Origin of the sequence: Enterococcus sp. DIV1375a (assembly GCF_051712205.1) — a bacterium.
In the GTDB taxonomy this organism is placed as follows: Bacteria; Bacillota; Bacilli; order Lactobacillales; family Enterococcaceae; genus Enterococcus; species Enterococcus faecalis.
On the sequence record NZ_JBIOOM010000001.1, the window covers coordinates 459491 to 479264 of the forward strand.

Sequence of the window (19774 nt, forward strand, 5' to 3'; positions counted from 1 at the left end):
TGGCGGATAGTAAACTCTTCGCTAAACTTGGTAAAGTCAATGTGTAAACAAAAACAACTTTTAGGAGGAACACATCATGAAAAGAGATTACGTTACAACAGAAACATATACGAAAGAGGAAATGCACTACTTAGTCGATTTATCATTAAAAATTAAAGAAGCGATTAAAAATGGGTATTATCCGCAACTGTTAAAAAACAAATCTTTAGGAATGATTTTCCAACAATCTTCAACTCGAACACGAGTATCTTTTGAAACTGCAATGGAACAATTAGGTGGACATGGCGAATATTTAGCACCTGGTCAAATTCAATTAGGGGGACATGAAACGATTGAAGATACCAGCCGCGTATTGTCACGTTTAGTAGATATTTTGATGGCTCGTGTGGAACGTCACCATAGTATTGTTGATTTAGCTAATTGTGCTACTATCCCAGTCATTAACGGTATGTCTGATTACAATCATCCAACCCAAGAATTAGGTGATTTGTGTACCATGGTTGAGCATTTACCAGAAGGCAAAAAATTAGAAGATTGTAAAGTTGTCTTTGTCGGAGATGCGACACAAGTTTGTTTTTCTTTAGGATTAATCACAACAAAAATGGGCATGAATTTTGTTCACTTCGGTCCAGAAGGCTTCCAATTAAATGAAGAGCATCAAGCGAAATTAGCAAAAAATTGTGAAGTTTCAGGCGGTAGCTTTTTGGTCACAGATGATGCAAGTTCTGTTGAAGGCGCTGATTTCTTGTACACGGATGTTTGGTATGGCTTGTACGAAGCGGAATTATCTGAAGAAGAACGTATGAAGGTTTTCTATCCAAAATATCAAGTGAATCAAGAAATGATGGATCGGGCAGGGGCCAATTGTAAATTCATGCACTGTTTACCAGCAACACGTGGGGAAGAAGTAACTGATGAAGTAATTGACGGTAAAAATTCTATTTGTTTCGATGAAGCAGAAAACCGTTTAACATCTATTCGTGGCTTATTAGTATATCTTATGAATGATTATGAAGCAAAAAATCCTTATGATTTAATCAAACAAGCAGAAGCAAAAAAAGAACTAGAAGTTTTCTTAGACACTCAAAGCATTTAACGGCCAACTGTCCACTGATTGAAAAAATGAATCAGTGGACAGTTTATAAAGAGAGGAAGAGTCTTCATGGAGGGGAAAAAGAAATTTAGTTTAACGAGTGCCATTTTATCAGTGATCTGTGTGGTTTTCGTTGCTGAAGCAGCGGCGCCTGTTGCTGCAATTGGTAATTCTCAGTTTTTTTGGTGGATTTTCTTATTAATTGCATTCCTATTGCCATATGGGTTAATTTCATCAGAATTAGGAACAACTTATATTGGTGAAGGGGGTATCTATGACTGGGTGACCAAAGCATATGGTCATCGTTGGGGTGCCAGAGTTTCTTGGTATTATTGGATTAATTATCCATTGTGGCTAGCTTCATTAGCCGTTATGACGCCAGAACTATTAACGACAATTACAGGTATTAAGTTTTCAACACCGATGATGATTATTGTTGAATTAATTTTTACTTGGATTGTGGTTTGGATTAGTTTTTATCCTGTAAGCGACAGTATCTGGATTCTAAATGGAGCTGCCGTAATCAAGATGGTTTTAGCAGTCTTAATTGGTGGGCTAGGATTGTATGTAGCCTTGACGAAAGGTGTTGCCAATGAATTTACCTTGAAATCAATGCTGCCAACGTTTGACTTAAGGAGTTTATCTTTTATTTCTGTAATCATTTTTAATTTGTTAGGGTTTGAAGTCATCTGTACGTTTGCAGATGATATGGAAAATCCTAAGAAGCAAATTCCACAAGCTATTGTAGCAGCGGGGTTAGTCATTGCGGCCATTTATATTTTTTCAGCCTTTGGAATTGGGGTAGCGATTCCCACCGATCAAATTAGTACCGGCAGTGGTATGATGGATAGCTTTAAACTATTGACAGGCTCGACAGAAGGTTGGTTCATTATGTTGATGGCTTTCCTATTCCTTCTTACGTTGTTTGGCAACATGATTTCTTGGTCATTAGGAGTCAATAATACAGCTTGTTATGCTGCTGAAAATGGTGACATGCCTAAATTTTTTGAAAAACGTAGTAAGAAAAATGACATGCCAATTGGGGCTGCTTTGATGAATGGCATTGTGGCATCGGTGGTCATTGTATTAACACCAATTTTACCTAATCAAGATTTATTCTGGGCCTTTTTCTCCTTGAATGTCGTCCTATTCTTGTTATCGTATATCCCAGTTTTCCCAGCTTTTTATAAGCTTAGAAAAATTGATCCCGATACACCACGTCCGTTTAAAGTTAACGGAAAACCAGGATTTTTAAAAGTTTTAGTGGTTTTACCAATGATTATGATTATTATTTCACTGATTTTCACAGCAGTACCTTTAGATTTTAGTCCCGCAGCATTAAATGAAAAATTACCAATCACAATTGGGGCAATCATTTTTATTCTGTTTGGTGAAGTAATTATTTACGTGAAAAAAATTAAGAAGGGAACGAAAGAAAATGGCTAAACGAATTGTAGAAAGTACCCCTAAACAAGATGGCTTTAGAATGCCAGGAGAATTTGAACCACAAGAGAAAGTTTGGATGATTTGGCCAGAAAGACCGGATAATTGGCGTGATGGTGGTAAACCTGTCCAAGAAGCGTTTACTAATGTGGCCAAAGCAATTAGTCAGTTTACACCGATGAATGTGGTGGTTTCTCAACAACAATTTCAAAATTGCCGTCGCCAATTGCCGCCAGAAATTACGGTTTACGAAATGTCAAACAATGATGCCTGGGTCCGTGATTGTGGACCATCATTTGTCATTAACGACCATGGAGAAATCCGTGGTGTGGATTGGACATTCAATGCTTGGGGGGGATTAGTAGATGGTTTATATTTCCCTTGGGACCAAGACGATTTGGTTGCACAAAAAATTTGTGAAATTGAGCATGTAGATTCTTATCGTACAGATGATTTTGTTTTAGAAGGCGGTTCATTTCACGTAGATGGACAAGGAACAGTCTTGACTACAGAAATGTGCTTATTAAGTGAAGGTCGAAATCCACAACTTTCAAAAGAAGCAATCGAACAAAAATTATGCGACTATTTAAATGTTGAAAAAGTTCTTTGGCTAGGTGATGGAATTGACCCAGAAGAAACTAATGGTCACGTGGATGATGTAGCTTGTTTTATTGCACCTGGTGAAGTGGCTTGTATTTACACCGAAGATCAAAATAGCCCATTTTATGAAGCGGCACAAGATGCGTATCAACGTTTGCTTAAAATGACTGATGCTAAAGGACGCCAATTAAAAGTCCACAAATTATGCTGTCCTGTCAAAAATGTAACCATTCAAGGCTCCTTCAAAATTGATTTCGTGGAAGGAACCATGCCACGAGAAGATGGCGATATTTGTATCGCATCCTATATGAACTTTTTAATTACAAATGATGGCGTGATTGTGCCACAGTATGGTGATGAAAATGATCATTTGGCTTTAGAGCAAGTTCAAACGATGTTCCCAGATAAAAAAATTGTCGGCGTTAATACGGTAGAAGTTGTTTATGGGGGCGGCAATATTCACTGTATCACACAACAAGAACCAAAGCGCTAGGAGGGAAACAGATGTCAAAAATAGTGATTGCATTAGGTGGAAATGCGTTAGGAAATTCTTCGAAAGAACAATTGGCAAAAGCACAAACCGCTGCAAAATCCATTGTTGATTTAATTGAACAAGGCCATCAAGTGGTGATTGCTCATGGCAACGGGCCACAAGTTGGCAAAATTCGCTTAGCTTTTGAGGAAACGAGTCAATCTCCAGAAGATGTCGTGCCGTTTCCTGAATGCACAGCAATGAGCCAAGGCTATATTGGCTATCATTTACAACAAGCAATTGATGAAGAACTAGTAGCCAGAAATTTAGGGGAACAACCAGTTGTTACGTTAATTACACAAGTCGTGGTGGATCCAAAAGACCCAGCGTTTACAAAACCAACAAAACCAATTGGTGGTTATTATGACGAAGAAACAGCCAAACAATTGATGGCGGAAACTGGGAACGTCTATCAAGAAGATGCGGGTCGAGGCTGGCGACGGGTAGTTCCTTCGCCAAAACCAGTTGATATTTACGAAAAGGTTAGCTTGCGAACACTTGTTGATGCAGGACAGATCGTAATTGCTTGTGGTGGTGGCGGGGTTCCTATTGCCTATGATGGTCCAGTCTATCATGGTGTAGATGCAGTCATTGATAAAGACTTTGCGGCAGCTAAAATGGCTGAACTCATTGAAGCAGATGTTTTTGTGGTATTAACTGCAGTAGAACATGTTTTTGTTAACTTTGGTCAAGCAAATTAACAAGCTTTGACCGATGTTACGGTTACGGCAATGCAACAATATATAGAAGAAGATCAATTTGCGCCAGGTAGTATGTTACCTAAGGTGGAAGCGGCCATCAGTTTTGCAGAAAGTAAACCAAACCGCCAGGCGATTATCGGGCTTTTAGAATTAGCTTCGGAAGCAATCAAAGGAGAAAGTGGTACACGAATTACACAATAAATTCTCAGTATTTAACTTTCACAAAAGACTAAAACATACGCATTTAGCGGACTAACTTAATCGTTAGAGAGTAGGACATCGGTCGTTTTGACGGATGTCCTACTCTTTATTTTGTCTTTTTAACGAACAAAACTGTTAGTTGTCATGCAAAAATAAACATAGTAAGATAATCTTTAAATGGTATAGGAGGATAAAAATGTCTAAATTTTTTAAAGTAATCGGAATAATTGCTGTTTTGTTAGTCATAATAGGCGCTGCAGCGTATTGGTTTATACTCAAAAAGTTCACTCCTGAGGCAGAAACCCCAGCAATGTACAATCAAGAGAGAATCGTTAAAACGATTGAAGACCAATTAAAAGAAACAGATGTACAAAAAGCTCGTACCAAAGCACCGTTGATTATTGAAAAAAATATCACTGAATTACAGCAAGCGATTGCCAACGGAGCATTGACCTATGAAGAACTTACGGCGTTTTATTTGGACCGTATTTTACAGTTCGATCAAATAGATAATGGCATGAACAGCATCTCTGAAATCAATCCGCAAGCAATTAAGGAAGCAAAGGCATTTGACCAGCAAGCCTCTCAAACACCGAAGAAGCCTTTGTATGGTATTCCTGTGACTTTGAAAGAAAATATAAATACGACCAACATGATTTCGAGTGCAGGAGCTTATGCCTTACGCACGTTCAAGCCTAAGGAAGATGCGGAAGTAGTTAAGAAGTTAACAGAGGCGCAAGCTTTGATTTTAGGAAAAGTAAACTTATCTGAACTAGCGAATTATATGTCAATGAAAGCACCAAGTGGCTATAGTTCCAAACATGGACAAACACTTAATCCTTATGGGCCACTCAAAATAACACCTTCAGGTTCAAGTTCTGGGAGTGCGGCTAGTGTGACGATGAATATCGGCGCCTTCTCTTTAGGCACTGAGACGATGGGATCGATTGTTTCCCCCGCTTCTCATCAATCAGTGGTTGGTTTTAAACCGACCCACAGTTCAGTAAGTGGCGAAGGTGTTTTGCCATTGGCACCGTCATTAGATACAGTTGGCCCGATTGCCCGAAGTGTCGTTGATGCTGCGCAAGGCTATAATGCGTTTAAGAAAGACACGGTTCCGAGCATTGATTCAACGAAATTTACTAAAAATAACTTACAAGGTCAACGCATTGGGTTGCTAGAAATGCCAAGTGCTGAAGAAGAATTTGCGACTGCTAAAAAGGCCCTCCAAAAAGCAGGAGCAGAAGTGATTCCGGTAACACCAGATATGGAAGGGATTGATGGCGGGAAAGTTATTTCCAATGAATTTAAGTTTGCATTGGAAGAATTTGCGAAACGTTATGATTTACCATTTAAAAAACTAGAGGAACTAATTGCGTATAATCAACAAGATAAAAAGGTTCGTGCCAAGTATGGGCAAGATTTATTAGAAGCAGATGTTAAAAAGAAACAACCAGATAAAGAAGTCCTTCAAGCAACCATTAAAAAAGCACAGCAAACGTTTGATGCGTTGCTAAAAAAACAACAATTAGACGGATATGCTTTTATTGATTCTGAAGGTACGGGTTTAAGTGCCGTGGCAGGATATCCTGAATTGACTGTTCCTTTGGCGAAAAACAGTGAAGGACAACCTTATGGGCTGACTTTTACACAAACTGCCAATAAAGAGCAAACGTTATTTGAGCAAGCTTACAGCTTTGAACAAAGTACCAAAGGACGGATAGTGCTTTCAGACAACGAGCTATTGGCAAACAGTAAAAAAATAAGTAGAGATGAGCAGTAAAGGGAAACTAGGAATGGCGAAACATCCGTATCAAACCTAATAAAGATAATCGACCTACAAATGAAAGAAAATTATTTGTAGGTCGATTATTTAGGTGAGTCGTTTTTTTTTTTTTTTGCTTTTTTAGGCGAATGTTTTCATGTAATAAGTTAATAAGTGGCCAGATTCGAGAAATAAGGCCGTCAATTTTTAAGCATTTCAATAAAAAGAGTGAACGATGGCTGTGTTTGAAGCATAAATATGTGCGGTTGCTTCCGCTTTCGCAACATTAATTTGGAGCGCTACCGTCGTAAAGGGTTCTGCAGCAGGAATTATTAGATGGAAACAAATCCATGACTACATAGAAGATTAAAACAAGATGAAGAAAATATTGTGGCAATAAAGGATATCAGAAAGCTTACGAAATAACTATATGTAGTGTCTTTTTATTTTTTTAATCAATATATAGTATTAAAATCTTCTTTTTATTCCGAAATCTGATTGACTTGTTTTTTAAAACGGAGTACTCTTATTGAGACGTCAACAGAGAAAAGTTTGGTTTTAGGAAGGTCGGAAATTTGTCGTGAATAAGAATTTTTTGGTGAATGATTTTAAAGGTTGGGAAACGAGAAGTTACTTGTTTTTAGCTTTGATGGCGGGGGTACAGTTGATTGCATTTGCTATCAATCCATCGAATTGGATTACGTTAGTAGGTGGTTTAGCCGGCATCATTTGTGTGAATTTAATTGCCCAAGGAAAAGTCAGCAATTACATTTTTGGCTTAATCAGTGCAGTGATTATTGGCTATTTTGGGTTAGTAACACGGGTATATGCGGAAGTTCTTTTACAAAGCTTCTATATTATTATGGACATTACAGGGCTTTATTCTTGGCTTCGGGCTAGCGAAGATGGCTCGGGTCAAGTAACCGAAGTAAAAGTTTTAAAAGGTATTCAGTGGTTGTATGCCTTTTTCACGTGGCTGCTCATTGGCGTAGCTGCATATATTTTGTTAGGCTTTGTAAATGATGCGCAACAAACATTAGATGCAATCACGTTCAGTGTTTCAGCGACAGGGATGTTATTGATGATTAAACGTTATCAATCGCAATTCGTGTTTTGGCTACTAGGAAATATTTTTTCAATTTTGTTATGGTTCCGAGCAGGGACGCACGCTGGTGGTGATTATGCGATATTTGTTATGTATTGTATGTATACTTTTAACTCAATTTTTGGTATGTTTAATTGGTTGAAGATAAAAAATAAAATGGAAAAAAATAGGTAGGGAGTTCGATGGCAGTGATTGTTTTAGCAGGTACGATTGGCGCTGGTAAATCTAGTTTAACAGCTTTAATTGCAAACCGTTTAGGTTCAGAAGCCTTTTACGAATCAGTTGATGATAATGAGGTATTACCTTTATTTTATGCGGAACCGGAAAAGTACGCATTTTTATTACAAATTTATTTTTTAAATAAACGTTTTGATAGTATTAAACAAGCATTAACGCATGAAAATAATGTATTGGATCGCTCGATTTATGAAGATTCATTACTTTTTCATTTAAATGCAGATTTAGGTCGTGCCAACGAAACAGAGGTCAAAGTGTACGATGACTTATTACAAAACATGCTCCAAGAATTGCCTTATGCTGCGCATAAAAAAAGACCTGATTTGTTAGTTCACATTCGTATTTCATTTCCCAAAATGTTAGAACGCATCAAAAAACGTGGCCGTCCTTATGAACAAATTGAGACAGATTCAACGTTGTATGATTACTATCAAATGTTGAACGAGCGTTATGATCAATGGTACGAAGACTATGATGAAAGTCCTAAAATTCAAATTGATGGCGATAAATATGATTTTGTCGAAGATCCTGAAGCGTGTCAATATGTCTTGGAGTTAATTGAGAAGAAAATTGAAGAATTAGAAAGATAAATAAAAAGAAGCAAGTCCGGACTTGCTTCTTTTTGACTTAAAATGTGGATAGATAGGCTAAAGTTGCTACTAAATAAAGGAGTATAGTGCTAAATTATAGAATCGGATTTTAACCTTCCCCTAAGTTAAAATCGGATAATCTATCTATCGACAGTTTAAGTTTGTATAAAATAGCGGTAGCTATTATCAACGAAGTCATTCATCGGTTGACCTGACTTCTCTAGAAGTATACCATCGAAAATAACCAACAGTTGTTCAAAATTTGGACTTAGTAAGTGTAAATTTTGATTGAAAGTTTCTGTAAATCAATCATTTATTCAAAAAATAATGCTCGAAAGAAGGAAGATAAATGGGCCAAATTTGGTTTGAACGCATTCTACGTTGGCGCAAAAAAGCGCAACGATTTTTACAAGGACGTTATGCCCGGTTTGATGAATTGAATCGAACGCTGTTGCTAACAAGTGTTGTGCTGGCGCTCATCAATATTTTTACTGGCTATCTTTGGGTTCGATTATTGATTTTAATCACAGTCGCCTACGTGTATTATCGCTTTTTTTCAAAACATATTCACCCGCGATTGAATGAAAATCAACGGTTTATTCTTCGAAAACAACGCCTAATGCAAAAGGTTCATGCTTTTCGCAAGCGACACATGACTCAGAAAGAGTATCGTTATTTTAAATGTCCAAAATGTCAGCAGTCATTACGTGCGCCGAAAGGACGAGGAACAATCAAAGTCACTTGTTCAAACTGCCAAAATCAATTTATCAAAAAAGTCTGACCTTCTGTGTTTTTTGGTCTAGGCAACTTTCGGACTTGTGGTATACTTGAGAAAAGAAACCATTGGATATTCTAAAAGGGGAATATCTTGTTAAAAAAGGAGAGAAAAAACAATGGAAATTAAACGCCAACAAGAAATTGTTGAAGCGTATCACTATGATATGCGAGTACCTGATTCAGAAGTAGAGACAGATTTACGTGTCAGTTTTTCACCAATTGAAGTAGAAGAAGAAAATTATCCAGAAAATAGCTCAGCACTTGTTGCTCGCTTAGAATTTCGAATTGTCTTTGACGAATTTGTTTTATCAGGGGCGATTAGTCAAATTAATCACATTATTGATCGTAAAATTGAAAAACAAGAAGATATTTCGCAAGAAGAAGTCGATGAACTTGTGCGTCCTTTATTTAGCATCGTCGAACGTTTATCTTATGAAGTAACTGAAATTGCTCTGGATCGTCCAGGTGTTCAATTGAATTTTCAACAATCAGAAGAAGCTTAACCTTTAAAAACAGCGTTTGTAACGGAATCCGTTACAAACGCTGTTTTTATTCTTGTGTAGATTTAGCAACTAAAGCTTTTTTAAACTTTTCATAATTTTTTGTAGCGATATCCACATAAGCAATCGGCTGACCAACTTTGGTGATTTTTTCGGGAAGATAGGGAGCGAGCATTTCATTGTACAAAATGAACGCAGCTTCTGGTACTTTCTCTGAAAGAACATCATAACTGATAAAGTCAATTTCATAGGTTGGTTGAAAAAAGGCTTTGATGTTTTGCTGCTCTTTATTTGAAAAGAGCCAAGGACCTCCATTTGCAGGGCTCCCAACATACAACATTGCTCCATCACGGTTGACAGAAAGGATCCAACAAATTTTTTGCATACGCTTACACCTCCTAGAACTAAGTATACCACGTCAGCTTAAAAGAAAGAGGACAAAAAACAAATTATTTTTACAGTGACTAGTAAAACAACGCTTGGTGATAGTTTTAAACTATCACAACGGTTATTTTCTATCAAAAAGTAAGCAAATTATCCCACTATTTGCTATAAAATAAGGTACAATAGAACTATCACTGGAAACAGTTTGCTGTTTTCAGGGTATTTACTGGAGAGTGAGTACCGGGAACCTTTACTTCCTTTGATGTACTTGTCATTAAAAACATAGGGAGGAACTAAAATGACAACATTCATCACTGTATTAGTGATCCTTGCATTTATTGCTGTGTTATTCGGTTTCTACCAAATGCAAAAGAAACATTTAAAATTCTCAACACGTGTCTTTTCAGCATTGGGCGTGGGGATTGTTTTAGGTGCAATTATTCAATTTGCTTTTGGTACAGACAGTAAAATTACTACGCAATCAATGGAATGGATCGGGATTGTAGGTAATGGTTATGTAGCGTTTCTACAAATGCTCGTAATTCCGTTAGTATTTGTATCTATCGTAGGTGCATTTACAAAAATGAAAGAATCCAATAAATTAGGAAAAATTAGCTTTAATGTGTTAGCCACCTTACTAGGAACAACAGCAGTAGCTGCCTTGGTGGGGATTGGAACAACCTTAGCGTTTGGTCTTCAAGGGGCAAAATTCACGCAAGGTGCTGCAGAAACGTCAAGAATTGCCGAGTTAGCGACGCGTCAAGATGCGATTCAAGATTTGACGATTCCCCAACAAATTGTTTCATTCATTCCTAAAAATGTCTTTGCTGACTTTGCGGGAACACGACCAATGAGTACCATTGGGGTGGTAATCTTTGCTGCGTTTGTTGGTGTCGCTTATTTAGGCGTTCGTCGTAAAGCGCCAAAAGAAGCTGAATTTTTTGCAAATTTAATTGATAGTTTATATAAAATTACCATGCGAATTGTTACCTTAGTTTTACGCTTGACCCCTTATGGCGTGTTAGCGTTAATGATTAATGTTGTAGCAACAAGTGATTTTGTTGCGATTATTAACTTAGGTAAATTTGTGTTGGCATCGTATGTGGCCTTAATCATTGTTTTTGCCATTCACATGCTGATTTTAATTACTTTAAAAGTCAATCCAGTTACGTATCTAAAGAAAGTTTTTCCAGTCTTGAGCTTTGCTTTTACTTCTCGTTCAAGTGCAGGAGCTTTACCATTAAATATTGAAACACAAACCAAAGCATTAGGTGTCGATGATGCTACAGCAAACTTTGCTGGTAGTTTCGGTTTATCTATTGGACAAAATGGTTGTGCCGGCGTTTATCCAGCTATGTTAGCAACCATCGTTGCACCAACTGTTGGAATTGATGTCTTTAGTTTACAATTTATTTTAATGTTAGTAGCAGTTGTCACAATCAGTTCATTTGGCGTAGCCGGTGTCGGCGGCGGAGCAACCTTTGCTTCTCTAATCGTTTTAGGCGCAATGAACTTGCCAGTTGCAATTGTTGGTTTAGTAATTTCGGTTGAACCACTTATTGACATGGCGCGGACAGCTGTTAACGTTAACGATAGTATGGTTGCAGGTGTGTTAACAAGTGCTCGTATTCATGAATTAGATCGTGATGTCTTAAATGATCGCGACGTTGTCTTAGATGCAAATATCTAAATCAATAAAACGAAAAGTGTTTGAGCAATGTCTTGCTCAAACACTTTTTTTGATTTTAAGCGAAAGTGCAGTAATTATTTAAAAGAACGTATATAATAAGTTGTTAACTAAATTCAAAAGGACGTGAAGGAATGTTTTCAAACCAAGTAAAGATTATGTTATATGTGAATAATGTTGAGGAATCTAGTCAATTTTGGCAAACGTTTGGCTTTGTTGAAAAGGAAAGAGAGGAAGTTGACGGCACATTGGTGGTAGAGATTGCGCCAAGTGAATCAGCAGAGACGATTATTGTTTTATATGATTTGGCCTTTATTCAAAAACATTCACCAGAAGTGGCGGGGAATACCCCTTCTCTAATGTTTGCTAGCGATGATATCATTGGTCTCTATAAAAAAATGCAAGAGGCTGGCGTTACTGTCGGTGAAATGGTTCAATTGCCAACAGGCTTAGTTTTTAATTTTGCAGATAATGATGATAATTACTTTGCTGTGATGGGGCAAGAAAGTAAATAAAAAAACAGCTTGGCACCGGAATCTAGATTGATTCTGGTGCCAAGCTGTTTTTTATAAAAGTTGAAAGTTTTATAAATTTTACTAAAATCTGTAATTTTCATGAAAATATAGCGTATGATAATGCTGTTAATAGAATAGGCGGAGGTAAGCGGTATGCGTAAACGACATGCAAAGAAAAGACATGGAGGAGTGAATTGGCTTTTTATAGTATGTTTGTTGGTGGTGATTGGTGGTAGTGGTTATTTAATAAAAACGTTCTTTTTCACTAGAGATTCACAAGTTAGTCAAGAATCGAAAGTGGTCTTGGAAGAAGATCGCCGAAGTGATAATTATGCGAATTTAACGAAAGAAATAGTTGCACCAGATAGTGGCGAACTTGATCAAAAAATTCAAGAAACAAATTATATTGGTTCGGCTTTGATCATTAAAGATGATCAGGTTTTAGTAAATAAAGGATATGGCTTTGCCAATTTTGAAAAGCAACAAGCCAACACGTCAAACACAAGGTTTCAGATTGGCTCAATTCAAAAATCTTTTACCACAACTTTGATCTTAAAAGCGATTGAAGAAGGTAAACTTACATTAGATACAAAACTCGCTACGTTTTATCCGCAAGTTCAAGGTGCTGGAGATATTACGATTAGCGATATGTTGAATATGACAAGCGGTTTGAAGTTATCAGCAATACCTAATAATATCGTTACGGATGAAGAAATTATTCAATTTGTTAAACAAAATACCATTCAAGTCAATAAAGGAAAATACAATTATTCCCCAGTAAATTTTGTCCTTTTAGCAGGAATGTTAGAGAAAATGTATCAACGTACCTATCAAGAATTATTTAATAATTTTTATCATAAAACAGCTGGTTTAAAGAATTTTGGCTTCTTTGAAACCTTATTGGAACAACCCAATAATTCAACAAGCTATAAATGGACAGAAGACAATTCGTATAATCAAGTGCTCTCAATTCCCGCAGCTAGTTTTGCCCATGAATTTGGGACTGGTAATGTGGATATGACGACAGGTGATTTGTATTGGTACTTACATCAATTAACGAGTGGACATTTAGTTTCCACCGCACTTTTGCAAAAATTATGGACGTCTTCTCAGCAAAGTTCTTATCATGGGGGCATCTATGTTCATGATAATTATTTACGCTTACACGGCGTTGAAGCAGGTCAACAAGCCCTAGCTTTATTTTCAAAAGATATGAAAACCGGGGTCATATTGCTAACTAATTGTGTGAATCCAGCGAAATACAAAGAATTAATTGGTTCGTTGTTCCATGATGTAACCAATTTAACTGTGAAATTTTAAAGCAGAAGCAACGACGATCACTCCAAAGCCTTTTTAGGTTTCTTCTGAGAGACTTTATATTAAAATAAAGGGAAGAACAATCAAAGGGAGTGACGAAGATGAAGCAATCAAAAAATAAACAAGTTGTTATTGGTGAATCAACGAAAAAAAACATTTATCTTCAAGATATAGAACAGGAAACGCAAGCTTTTATTCTCCAAAACAATCCACAATTGACAGCTGAATCGATGATTACATTGGCGGAGTTACTTAATTATCGTTTGGATTACATGAAACAATTAGTCGCAAATGATTCTGAAAAAATCCAACAACTGAATGAGTTGGTGGTTCAACATATCAAAGAAGATAAGCTGATTTCCAATAATATGAATGAAAAGATGGAAAAGAAATTAACCTTTGGCCAACGAGCAGCGGATACCATTACTAAATTTGGCGGTAGCTGGGTGTTTATTGGCTTCTTTTGTTTCGTGTTGATTGCTTGGATCGTGATTAACTCTACTACTTTATTGGGACAACCATTTGACAAATATCCTTATATTTTGCTAAATCTCGCCTTATCTTGTTTAGCAGCTATCCAAGCACCGATTATTATGATGAGTCAAAACAGACAAGAAGCCCGTGATAGAGAACAAGCGAATAATGATTATAAAATTAACTTAAAAGCAGAAGTAGAAATTAATTTATTACATGAGAAAATGGATTATATTATCAATAATCAACTAGAAAATTTGGTAAAAATCCAAAATATTCAAATTGAACTTTTAGGTGAATTGCAAGAACAACTCGCTGCGACTTCTGAAAAGGAGTAGTATATAGAAGAGGTCGGGACAGAACCGTTTAGCTCCGAGAAATAAGAAGAAATTTCCGAAAATTGCTCTTTAATTTTTGGAGACCAAGTAGGTATTGTTCATCATCGAATCACTACGTTCTTCGTGATTCTCAACAATTTCGGCTTATTTCCGAAGGACCTTCAACTCTTAGAGCTTTAGCTCTTAGAAGTTGTTGAGATCGGAGCAACGCGTAGTGTTGGTTCTGTTCCCGCCGTTTATCAGGCTTTTTTTATTGTGTGTAAATACACAAGCAAAATAATCGCTTTCCCTTTTTTATTCACCGTATAATGGGATAGAATGACTTTATACAAAAGGGGAAAACAAGATGAAATACCAAGTATTACTTTATTACAAATATACAACAATTGAAGATCCAGAAGCTTTTGCGAAAGAGCATCTAGCTTTTTGCAAATCATTAAATTTAAAAGGCCGTATTTTAGTAGCGACAGAAGGGATTAACGGAACGTTATCTGGTACTGTCGAAGAAACAGAAAAGTACATGGAAGCAATGCAAGCAGATGAGCGCTTTAAGGATACATTCTTTAAAATTGATCCAGCAGAAGAAATGGCGTTCCGCAAAATGTTTGTTCGCCCACGTTCTGAATTAGTGGCGTTGAACTTAGAAGAAGACGTTGATCCATTGGAAACGACGGGGAAATATTTGGAACCTGCAGAATTTAAAGAAGCCTTATTAGACGAAGACACTGTTGTAATCGATGCTCGTAACGATTATGAATATGATTTAGGCCATTTCCGTGGTGCCGTGCGCCCAGATATCCGTAGCTTCCGTGAATTACCACAATGGATTCGCGAGAACAAAGAACAATTTATGGATAAAAAAATTGTTACCTATTGTACTGGCGGGATTCGCTGTGAAAAATTTTCTGGCTGGTTATTAAAAGAAGGATTTGAAGATGTTGCTCAATTGCATGGCGGTATCGCCAACTATGGAAAAAATCCAGAAACACGTGGCGAACTTTGGGACGGCAAAATGTATGTCTTTGATGACCGAATCAGTGTCGAAATTAATCACGTTGATAAAAAAGTTATTGGGAAAGATTGGTTTGATGGAACACCTTGCGAACGCTACATTAACTGTGCAAACCCAGAATGTAATCGTCAAATCTTAACTTCAGAAGAAAATGAACATAAGCATTTAGGTGGCTGCTCATTAGAGTGTAGCCAGCATCCTGCCAACCGTTATGTAAAAAAACATAATTTAACAGAAGCAGAAGTTGCTGAACGTTTGGCTTTGTTAGAAGCGGTTGAAGTATAAAAATAATAAAAAAATAAACAAAAAAACTTCGAAAATTATTTTTTGAAGTTTTTTTGTTTATTTTTTTGTCTTTAAAAGTGTTGATTTTAAAGCTTTCTTAGCTAAAACCATTTTATTTTTTGAAAGCGTTTGAAAAAAATAAAAAAATCTAATAAATATTTCTTTTATATAATGTTTATTGGCTGGGCCAGTCAATGTTGAAAATGGGGAAGGAGGAATTCAGATGAAAATCATAAGAGGGTTTAGTTTGGTATGTTTAGGGCTATTGATCATTGGGTTGCAAACAAAAAGCGTTATGGCTGAAGAAAATAATTATGAATCAAATGGTCAAGCGAGCTTCTATGGCACCTACGTTTATGAGAATGAAAAAGAGTCAAATGACGTAGCGTATACCCAACAATCAGAAGAACAGGGAAGAAACAATTTAGCTGCTTCTGGACAAGCAGTTTTACCTAAAACAGGCGAGTCTGAAAATCCGCTGTATTCCTTGATAGGAGTTAGTTTGTTGGGGGTAGTCATTTATTTAATTAATAAAATGAAACGAGAGAAGGAGCTTATTTAATGAAAAAAACTATTTTACTTACATCGGCAACCATACTTTTAGGCGTAGGGTTTCAAGCAATAAACGCATCAGCAGCAGAAACTTTTCCGAAAGAATACAATACGGAAGGCACAATTACTTTTGAAGCAGGCGATAACGAAATCACACCGCCTGTTGATCCAGAAAATCCCGATCCTACTGATCCAGTAGACCCAATTGATCCTCCAGGGCCAGGAACGGGTGGTGCCTTATCAATTGATTATGGTTCAAAATTTAAATTTGGCACACAAAAGATTTCTACGGCAGATCAAACGTATTATGCTGCGCCAGATGAAATGAAAGATGGTTCAAAAAAACCAACCTATGTACAAGTAACTGATAAAAGAGGAACGTTAGCAGGATGGAAACTAACGCTTTCCCAACCTGAACAATTTAAAACAGCTACTGGAGAGGAACTAGTCGGCGCTCAATTAACGTTTACAAAGGCAGAAGCTGCCTCAATGGTGGATGAAAAATATAAACCTACTGAAGTCAGTAGTACTATTTCCTTAACACCTGGTGTAAATAATAATCTAGCGATGAACGCTAAAAAAGAAACAGGTGTTGGGACTTGGGTTTATCGCTTTGGTTCAAATGAAGCAACAAATAAAGAAGCTGTCCAACTATTCGTTCCCGGAAAATCTGTAAAGCTTGCACAACAATATTCAACGAAGTTAGTTTGGGCATTAGAAGATACTCCCGCTAATAATTAAATAAAGGAGAAAAGCAATGAAAAAACAATTCACAGGAATCGTTCTATGCAGTACATTTGCAGTTGCTGGTTGGTCCTTACAAGCGAAGGCAGAAGAGCCAAAAGAGTATCGTTCGAATGGTTTAGTAGAATTTATTCCGAACGTAGATCCGACAGAGCCAGTTGATCCAGAAAATCCCGATCCAGAAAAGCCAGTCAAACCAATTGATCCAACAGACCCAGAAGGTCCCAATCCTGGTACCCAAGGACCGCTGTCTATTGATTATGCTTCAAGTTTTGACTTTGGGAAAAATCGTATTTCGAATAAAGACCAAGTATATTTTGCAAGAGCACAGCAATATCAAGAAAATCAAAAAGATACACCAAATTTTGTGCAAATTTCTGATAATAGAGGAACCAATAGTGGTTGGTCTTTAACGGTTACGCAAAAGGAGCAATTTAAAGCAACAAAGGCGACTTTAAATAGTCAGTTGACAGGTGCGCAAATTTCTTTAGCTAACCCGACTGTTAATAGTAATGCGCAAAATGTTGTGAAACCAGAGGCAACAAATAAGATTGCCCTTGTTCCAGGGACCGCATCGCTAGTGGCAGCTGCGAAGCAAGGAACTGGTGCGGGAACTTGGGCTACTTATTGGGGAAAAGTAGAAGTGGTTGCAGAACGCGATGAAACCAATACGGTACACAATGTTAATGTTACAAAGGATGTCGCGCTATCAGTACCAGGGTCAACCCCTAAAGATGCCGTGAAATATCAAACAAAATTATTGTGGACGTTGACGGATGTACCAGGAATTTAAAAAGTAGAGGTGAAGAGAGATGCGAAACAAACAAAGCCTAGTCTTTTTGGCAAGTAGTTTATTCTTACTACTCCTTGCGCCTATTACTAGCGAAGCGATTAGTAATCCTTCGACAAATATCAACGAAGTCAATCGGGAAATAGTGGAGGAATCGGCCAATGATCAGGCAACTAGCGCTCCTTCTCACTCGGAAACATTAGAGCAAGAACCTTCCCTAGAAACGACAACAACCGATAATCATCCAGCAGAAACAGACCAATTAACGGCTACTTTAGAACCTAGCAAACAACAAAAGGATGACGATAACAGTGCAACGGAATCGGCGATAGTTGAACCACAGCCGCGCATGTTGGCTGCGCCATACGCTACTTCATTGCCTGATGATCCTAATATCATTCCAATCGACAAGGTATTTCAAGAGCCAATTGGAAATGCAACAAGTATTTTAGAAGGTGGGAAGTTATTACAACTAAACCCAGCTGTTAAATCACAAAAAGGAGCTATTTGGTCAAAAAAACCAATCAGTTTATTGTCGGATTTTACCTTTAAAAGTTATTTGTATTTAGGAAACGAGTATGCAAATGCTGGTGATGGTATGACCTTTACCTTAACGAATGATCCTAGAATGTCCACAACGCCTCAAGAAGTCATTGGTTCACCTGGGATGGGAATCGGCGCATACTCCACGAAAGCGGGTCAACCCTATGTTAGAAATGCCTTATCGATTGAGTTTGATACCTATAAAAATACTGGTAGTTCCAACCGAATGGACCGAGAAATTTCACAAGATAAGGGAAATGGACATTTAGCTTTTGTCACTCCGAAAGCTAATAACAACAACTATACAGGGGAGCATTCAGGCGTCACTGTTGCGCCAACCTATCTATCTAATGGAACCTGGCGCATGTTGACTGTTCATTGGAATGCCGCAGCCAAAGCATTAACATATGATTTAGAAGGTGTGGGCACGAATACGTATGTAGTTTCAGATTTAAATGCACAATTTAGCGCAACAACAGTTTATTGGGGCTTTACATCATCCACAGGTGGCAAATACCAAGAGAATGCTTTAGCAATGACACAAATTCCTACCAACGTTACGTCACAAGCAGCCCTTAGCGTGAATGGTCAGGAGTTTAGTTCAGCTGTTGAAGCAGTGAAAAATGATCAGGTGATACTACGGAATACGTTGAATATTGACAATGACTTTATCGAAGATCGTCAACCGCAAGTAAGCATTGACTTACCTGATGAATTAGCATATGAAGAAAATTCATTAACGATTGATGGTAAAAAGGTAGCAGCCAAAGATCTGACACAAACAGGGAATCACTTAACAATTGCTTTAAATGACTACCTAGTTTTAAAGAAGGACATGATGATTGAATTAAAAACAACCCTTCAAGATAATACGCCCGAAAAAGTTTTAACTATGAACTTTGACTATTATGAAGAAGGAACCTTACTGCAAAAGTCAAATAATGTAACGATTACTATTCCTAAACCAACAGAAAAAACAGTAACCGTTTTTTATAAAGACGCGGAAGGTAAAGATATTGCTCCACCTAAAAGTGTAACAGGGAAAATTGGTGCACCCTATCAAGAAAAACCCCTAGATATTTCTGGCTATGTTTTTACAAAAGACTCGGGCAATGCGGAAGGAACAATGACAGAGGAAACAAAAGATATTTATTTTTACTATCGTTTAGGGGAACTATATTTTAAAGAGACACCAAAACAGATTACTTTTGGTACGGAAAAGATACGTAATCAACCACTAATTAAACTTGGGCATCCCACCGAAGGACTCAAAGTCGTGGATGAACGTAACGCAAATAATTGGCGCTTGCAACTAAAGCAAACGCAACCGTTAACAAATGATTCAATTGTAATGCCAGATGTTTTTTCTTTCGTTTCAACTGCTGGAAGCTCTCAGATTACAAATGAGGCAATTACGCTTTTAGAAAGTAATCAGAAAGGTGAAACAGATTTAACAGCATTACTTGATGAATCAAAACAACAAGGAATTCAAATCAATGTTCCTGTAGCTTATCAAAGAGTTGGAACATTTAAAGCTCGTTTATCTTGGGCGTTAGAAGACGTACCAGGAAATTAAAGAAAAGAATGGA

The 19774-nt window shown here is 37.2% G+C and carries 18 protein-coding genes and 1 pseudogene; 18 read left to right on the forward strand and 1 reads right to left on the reverse strand.

Going from position 1 to position 19774, the window contains the following annotated elements:
- Nucleotides 1–76 precede the first annotated feature (76 nt).
- The 9 genes and pseudogenes from ptcA to IGJ63_RS02340 all read left to right on the forward strand — a co-directional run bounded on the left by ptcA (nucleotide 77) and on the right by IGJ63_RS02340 (nucleotide 9547).
- Nucleotides 77–1096, forward strand: coding sequence for a putrescine carbamoyltransferase (gene ptcA / locus IGJ63_RS02300; RefSeq protein ID WP_002355587.1), 1020 nt, complete (start codon nucleotides 77–79; stop codon nucleotides 1094–1096).
- Nucleotides 1097–1162: 66 nt separating this feature from the next.
- Nucleotides 1163–2539: an APC family permease gene (locus IGJ63_RS02305; protein ID WP_438745881.1), complete on the forward strand. Its 1377-nt coding sequence runs from the start codon at nucleotides 1163–1165 to the stop codon at nucleotides 2537–2539.
- Entirely contained in the window at nucleotides 2532–3629 is a 1098-nt protein-coding gene (aguA, locus tag IGJ63_RS02310; RefSeq protein ID WP_101731846.1) for an agmatine deiminase, read from the forward strand. Before IGJ63_RS02305 ends, aguA begins: the two co-directional genes overlap by 8 nt.
- An 11-nt stretch (nucleotides 3630–3640) precedes the next feature.
- Nucleotides 3641–4570, forward strand: a pseudogene (gene arcC / locus IGJ63_RS02315) (carbamate kinase).
- Between the two features lie 196 nt (nucleotides 4571–4766).
- A complete protein-coding gene (locus tag IGJ63_RS02320) occupies nucleotides 4767–6353 on the forward strand; it encodes an amidase family protein (protein ID WP_438745883.1) in 1587 nt (528 codons plus the stop codon).
- A gap of 562 nt (nucleotides 6354–6915) precedes the next feature.
- Entirely contained in the window at nucleotides 6916–7614 is a 699-nt protein-coding gene (gene pnuC, locus IGJ63_RS02325) for a nicotinamide riboside transporter PnuC (protein WP_180758878.1), read from the forward strand.
- Between the two features lie 8 nt (nucleotides 7615–7622).
- Complete coding sequence (locus IGJ63_RS02330; protein WP_101731848.1) at nucleotides 7623–8267, forward strand: deoxynucleoside kinase; 645 nt, start codon at nucleotides 7623–7625, stop codon at nucleotides 8265–8267.
- A 349-nt stretch (nucleotides 8268–8616) separates the two neighbouring features.
- Nucleotides 8617–9048: a hypothetical protein gene (locus IGJ63_RS02335; protein WP_002355595.1), complete on the forward strand. Its 432-nt coding sequence runs from the start codon at nucleotides 8617–8619 to the stop codon at nucleotides 9046–9048.
- Between the two features lie 112 nt (nucleotides 9049–9160).
- Complete coding sequence (locus IGJ63_RS02340) at nucleotides 9161–9547, forward strand: DUF1149 family protein (RefSeq protein ID WP_002358717.1); 387 nt, start codon at nucleotides 9161–9163, stop codon at nucleotides 9545–9547.
- 46 nt (nucleotides 9548–9593) lie between these two features.
- On the opposite strand, the gene IGJ63_RS02345 is transcribed toward IGJ63_RS02340, so the two are convergent.
- Nucleotides 9594–9929: a hypothetical protein gene (locus IGJ63_RS02345; protein ID WP_101731849.1), complete on the reverse strand. Its 336-nt coding sequence runs from the start codon at nucleotides 9927–9929 to the stop codon at nucleotides 9594–9596.
- A 297-nt stretch (nucleotides 9930–10226) separates the two neighbouring features.
- Here IGJ63_RS02345 and IGJ63_RS02350 point away from each other — a divergent pair, with 297 nt between their 5' ends.
- The 9 genes from IGJ63_RS02350 (at nucleotide 10227) to IGJ63_RS02390 (ending at nucleotide 19761) form a co-directional block, all read left to right on the forward strand.
- Complete coding sequence (locus IGJ63_RS02350; RefSeq protein ID WP_002355598.1) at nucleotides 10227–11618, forward strand: L-cystine transporter; 1392 nt, start codon at nucleotides 10227–10229, stop codon at nucleotides 11616–11618.
- 131 nt (nucleotides 11619–11749) lie between these two features.
- On the forward strand, nucleotides 11750–12130 hold the full coding sequence (locus IGJ63_RS02355) for a VOC family protein (protein ID WP_002363195.1): 381 nt from the start codon (nucleotides 11750–11752) through the stop codon (nucleotides 12128–12130).
- A 153-nt stretch (nucleotides 12131–12283) separates the two neighbouring features.
- Nucleotides 12284–13450, forward strand: a complete 1167-nt coding sequence (locus tag IGJ63_RS02360) for a serine hydrolase domain-containing protein (protein WP_438745886.1) — start codon at nucleotides 12284–12286, stop codon at nucleotides 13448–13450.
- A 98-nt stretch (nucleotides 13451–13548) separates the two neighbouring features.
- Nucleotides 13549–14259 (forward strand): DUF1003 domain-containing protein, encoded by a 711-nt coding sequence (locus tag IGJ63_RS02365; RefSeq protein WP_101731851.1) that lies wholly within the window; start codon nucleotides 13549–13551, stop codon nucleotides 14257–14259.
- A 346-nt stretch (nucleotides 14260–14605) separates the two neighbouring features.
- On the forward strand, nucleotides 14606–15556 hold the full coding sequence (gene trhO / locus IGJ63_RS02370; RefSeq protein WP_002355603.1) for an oxygen-dependent tRNA uridine(34) hydroxylase TrhO: 951 nt from the start codon (nucleotides 14606–14608) through the stop codon (nucleotides 15554–15556).
- 178 nt (nucleotides 15557–15734) lie between these two features.
- Nucleotides 15735–16118 (forward strand): LPXTG cell wall anchor domain-containing protein, encoded by a 384-nt coding sequence (locus IGJ63_RS02375; protein WP_002420002.1) that lies wholly within the window; start codon nucleotides 15735–15737, stop codon nucleotides 16116–16118.
- Nucleotides 16118–16849, forward strand: coding sequence for a WxL domain-containing protein (locus IGJ63_RS02380; RefSeq protein ID WP_002383012.1), 732 nt, complete (start codon nucleotides 16118–16120; stop codon nucleotides 16847–16849). The genes IGJ63_RS02375 and IGJ63_RS02380 overlap by 1 nt, the downstream gene beginning before the upstream one ends.
- 16 nt (nucleotides 16850–16865) lie before the next feature.
- Nucleotides 16866–17645 (forward strand): WxL domain-containing protein, encoded by a 780-nt coding sequence (locus IGJ63_RS02385; RefSeq protein WP_002420004.1) that lies wholly within the window; start codon nucleotides 16866–16868, stop codon nucleotides 17643–17645.
- 19 nt (nucleotides 17646–17664) lie between these two features.
- Entirely contained in the window at nucleotides 17665–19761 is a 2097-nt protein-coding gene (locus tag IGJ63_RS02390; RefSeq protein WP_438745889.1) for a lectin-like domain-containing protein, read from the forward strand.
- Nucleotides 19762–19774 lie beyond the last annotated feature (13 nt).

Bases quoted from the DNA above. Each gene is read 5' to 3' on its own strand.
- IGJ63_RS02305 (WP_438745881.1), top strand. From the start codon at position 1,163: ATGGAGGGGAAAAAGAAATTTAGTTTAACGAGTGCCATTTTATCAGTG.
- IGJ63_RS02355 (WP_002363195.1), top strand. From the start codon at position 11,750: ATGTTTTCAAACCAAGTAAAGATTATGTTATATGTGAATAATGTTGAG.
- IGJ63_RS02320 (WP_438745883.1), top strand. From the start codon at position 4,767: ATGTCTAAATTTTTTAAAGTAATCGGAATAATTGCTGTTTTGTTAGTC.
- IGJ63_RS02360 (WP_438745886.1), top strand. From the start codon at position 12,284: ATGCGTAAACGACATGCAAAGAAAAGACATGGAGGAGTGAATTGGCTT.
- trhO (WP_002355603.1), top strand. From the start codon at position 14,606: ATGAAATACCAAGTATTACTTTATTACAAATATACAACAATTGAAGAT.
- IGJ63_RS02390 (WP_438745889.1), top strand. From the start codon at position 17,665: ATGCGAAACAAACAAAGCCTAGTCTTTTTGGCAAGTAGTTTATTCTTA.
- aguA (WP_101731846.1), top strand. From the start codon at position 2,532: ATGGCTAAACGAATTGTAGAAAGTACCCCTAAACAAGATGGCTTTAGA.
- IGJ63_RS02335 (WP_002355595.1), top strand. From the start codon at position 8,617: ATGGGCCAAATTTGGTTTGAACGCATTCTACGTTGGCGCAAAAAAGCG.
- IGJ63_RS02345 (WP_101731849.1), bottom strand. From the start codon at position 9,929: ATGCAAAAAATTTGTTGGATCCTTTCTGTCAACCGTGATGGAGCAATG.
- IGJ63_RS02380 (WP_002383012.1), top strand. From the start codon at position 16,118: ATGAAAAAAACTATTTTACTTACATCGGCAACCATACTTTTAGGCGTA.
- IGJ63_RS02385 (WP_002420004.1), top strand. From the start codon at position 16,866: ATGAAAAAACAATTCACAGGAATCGTTCTATGCAGTACATTTGCAGTT.
- IGJ63_RS02350 (WP_002355598.1), top strand. From the start codon at position 10,227: ATGACAACATTCATCACTGTATTAGTGATCCTTGCATTTATTGCTGTG.
- IGJ63_RS02330 (WP_101731848.1), top strand. From the start codon at position 7,623: ATGGCAGTGATTGTTTTAGCAGGTACGATTGGCGCTGGTAAATCTAGT.
- IGJ63_RS02340 (WP_002358717.1), top strand. From the start codon at position 9,161: ATGGAAATTAAACGCCAACAAGAAATTGTTGAAGCGTATCACTATGAT.
- ptcA (WP_002355587.1), top strand. From the start codon at position 77: ATGAAAAGAGATTACGTTACAACAGAAACATATACGAAAGAGGAAATG.
- IGJ63_RS02365 (WP_101731851.1), top strand. From the start codon at position 13,549: ATGAAGCAATCAAAAAATAAACAAGTTGTTATTGGTGAATCAACGAAA.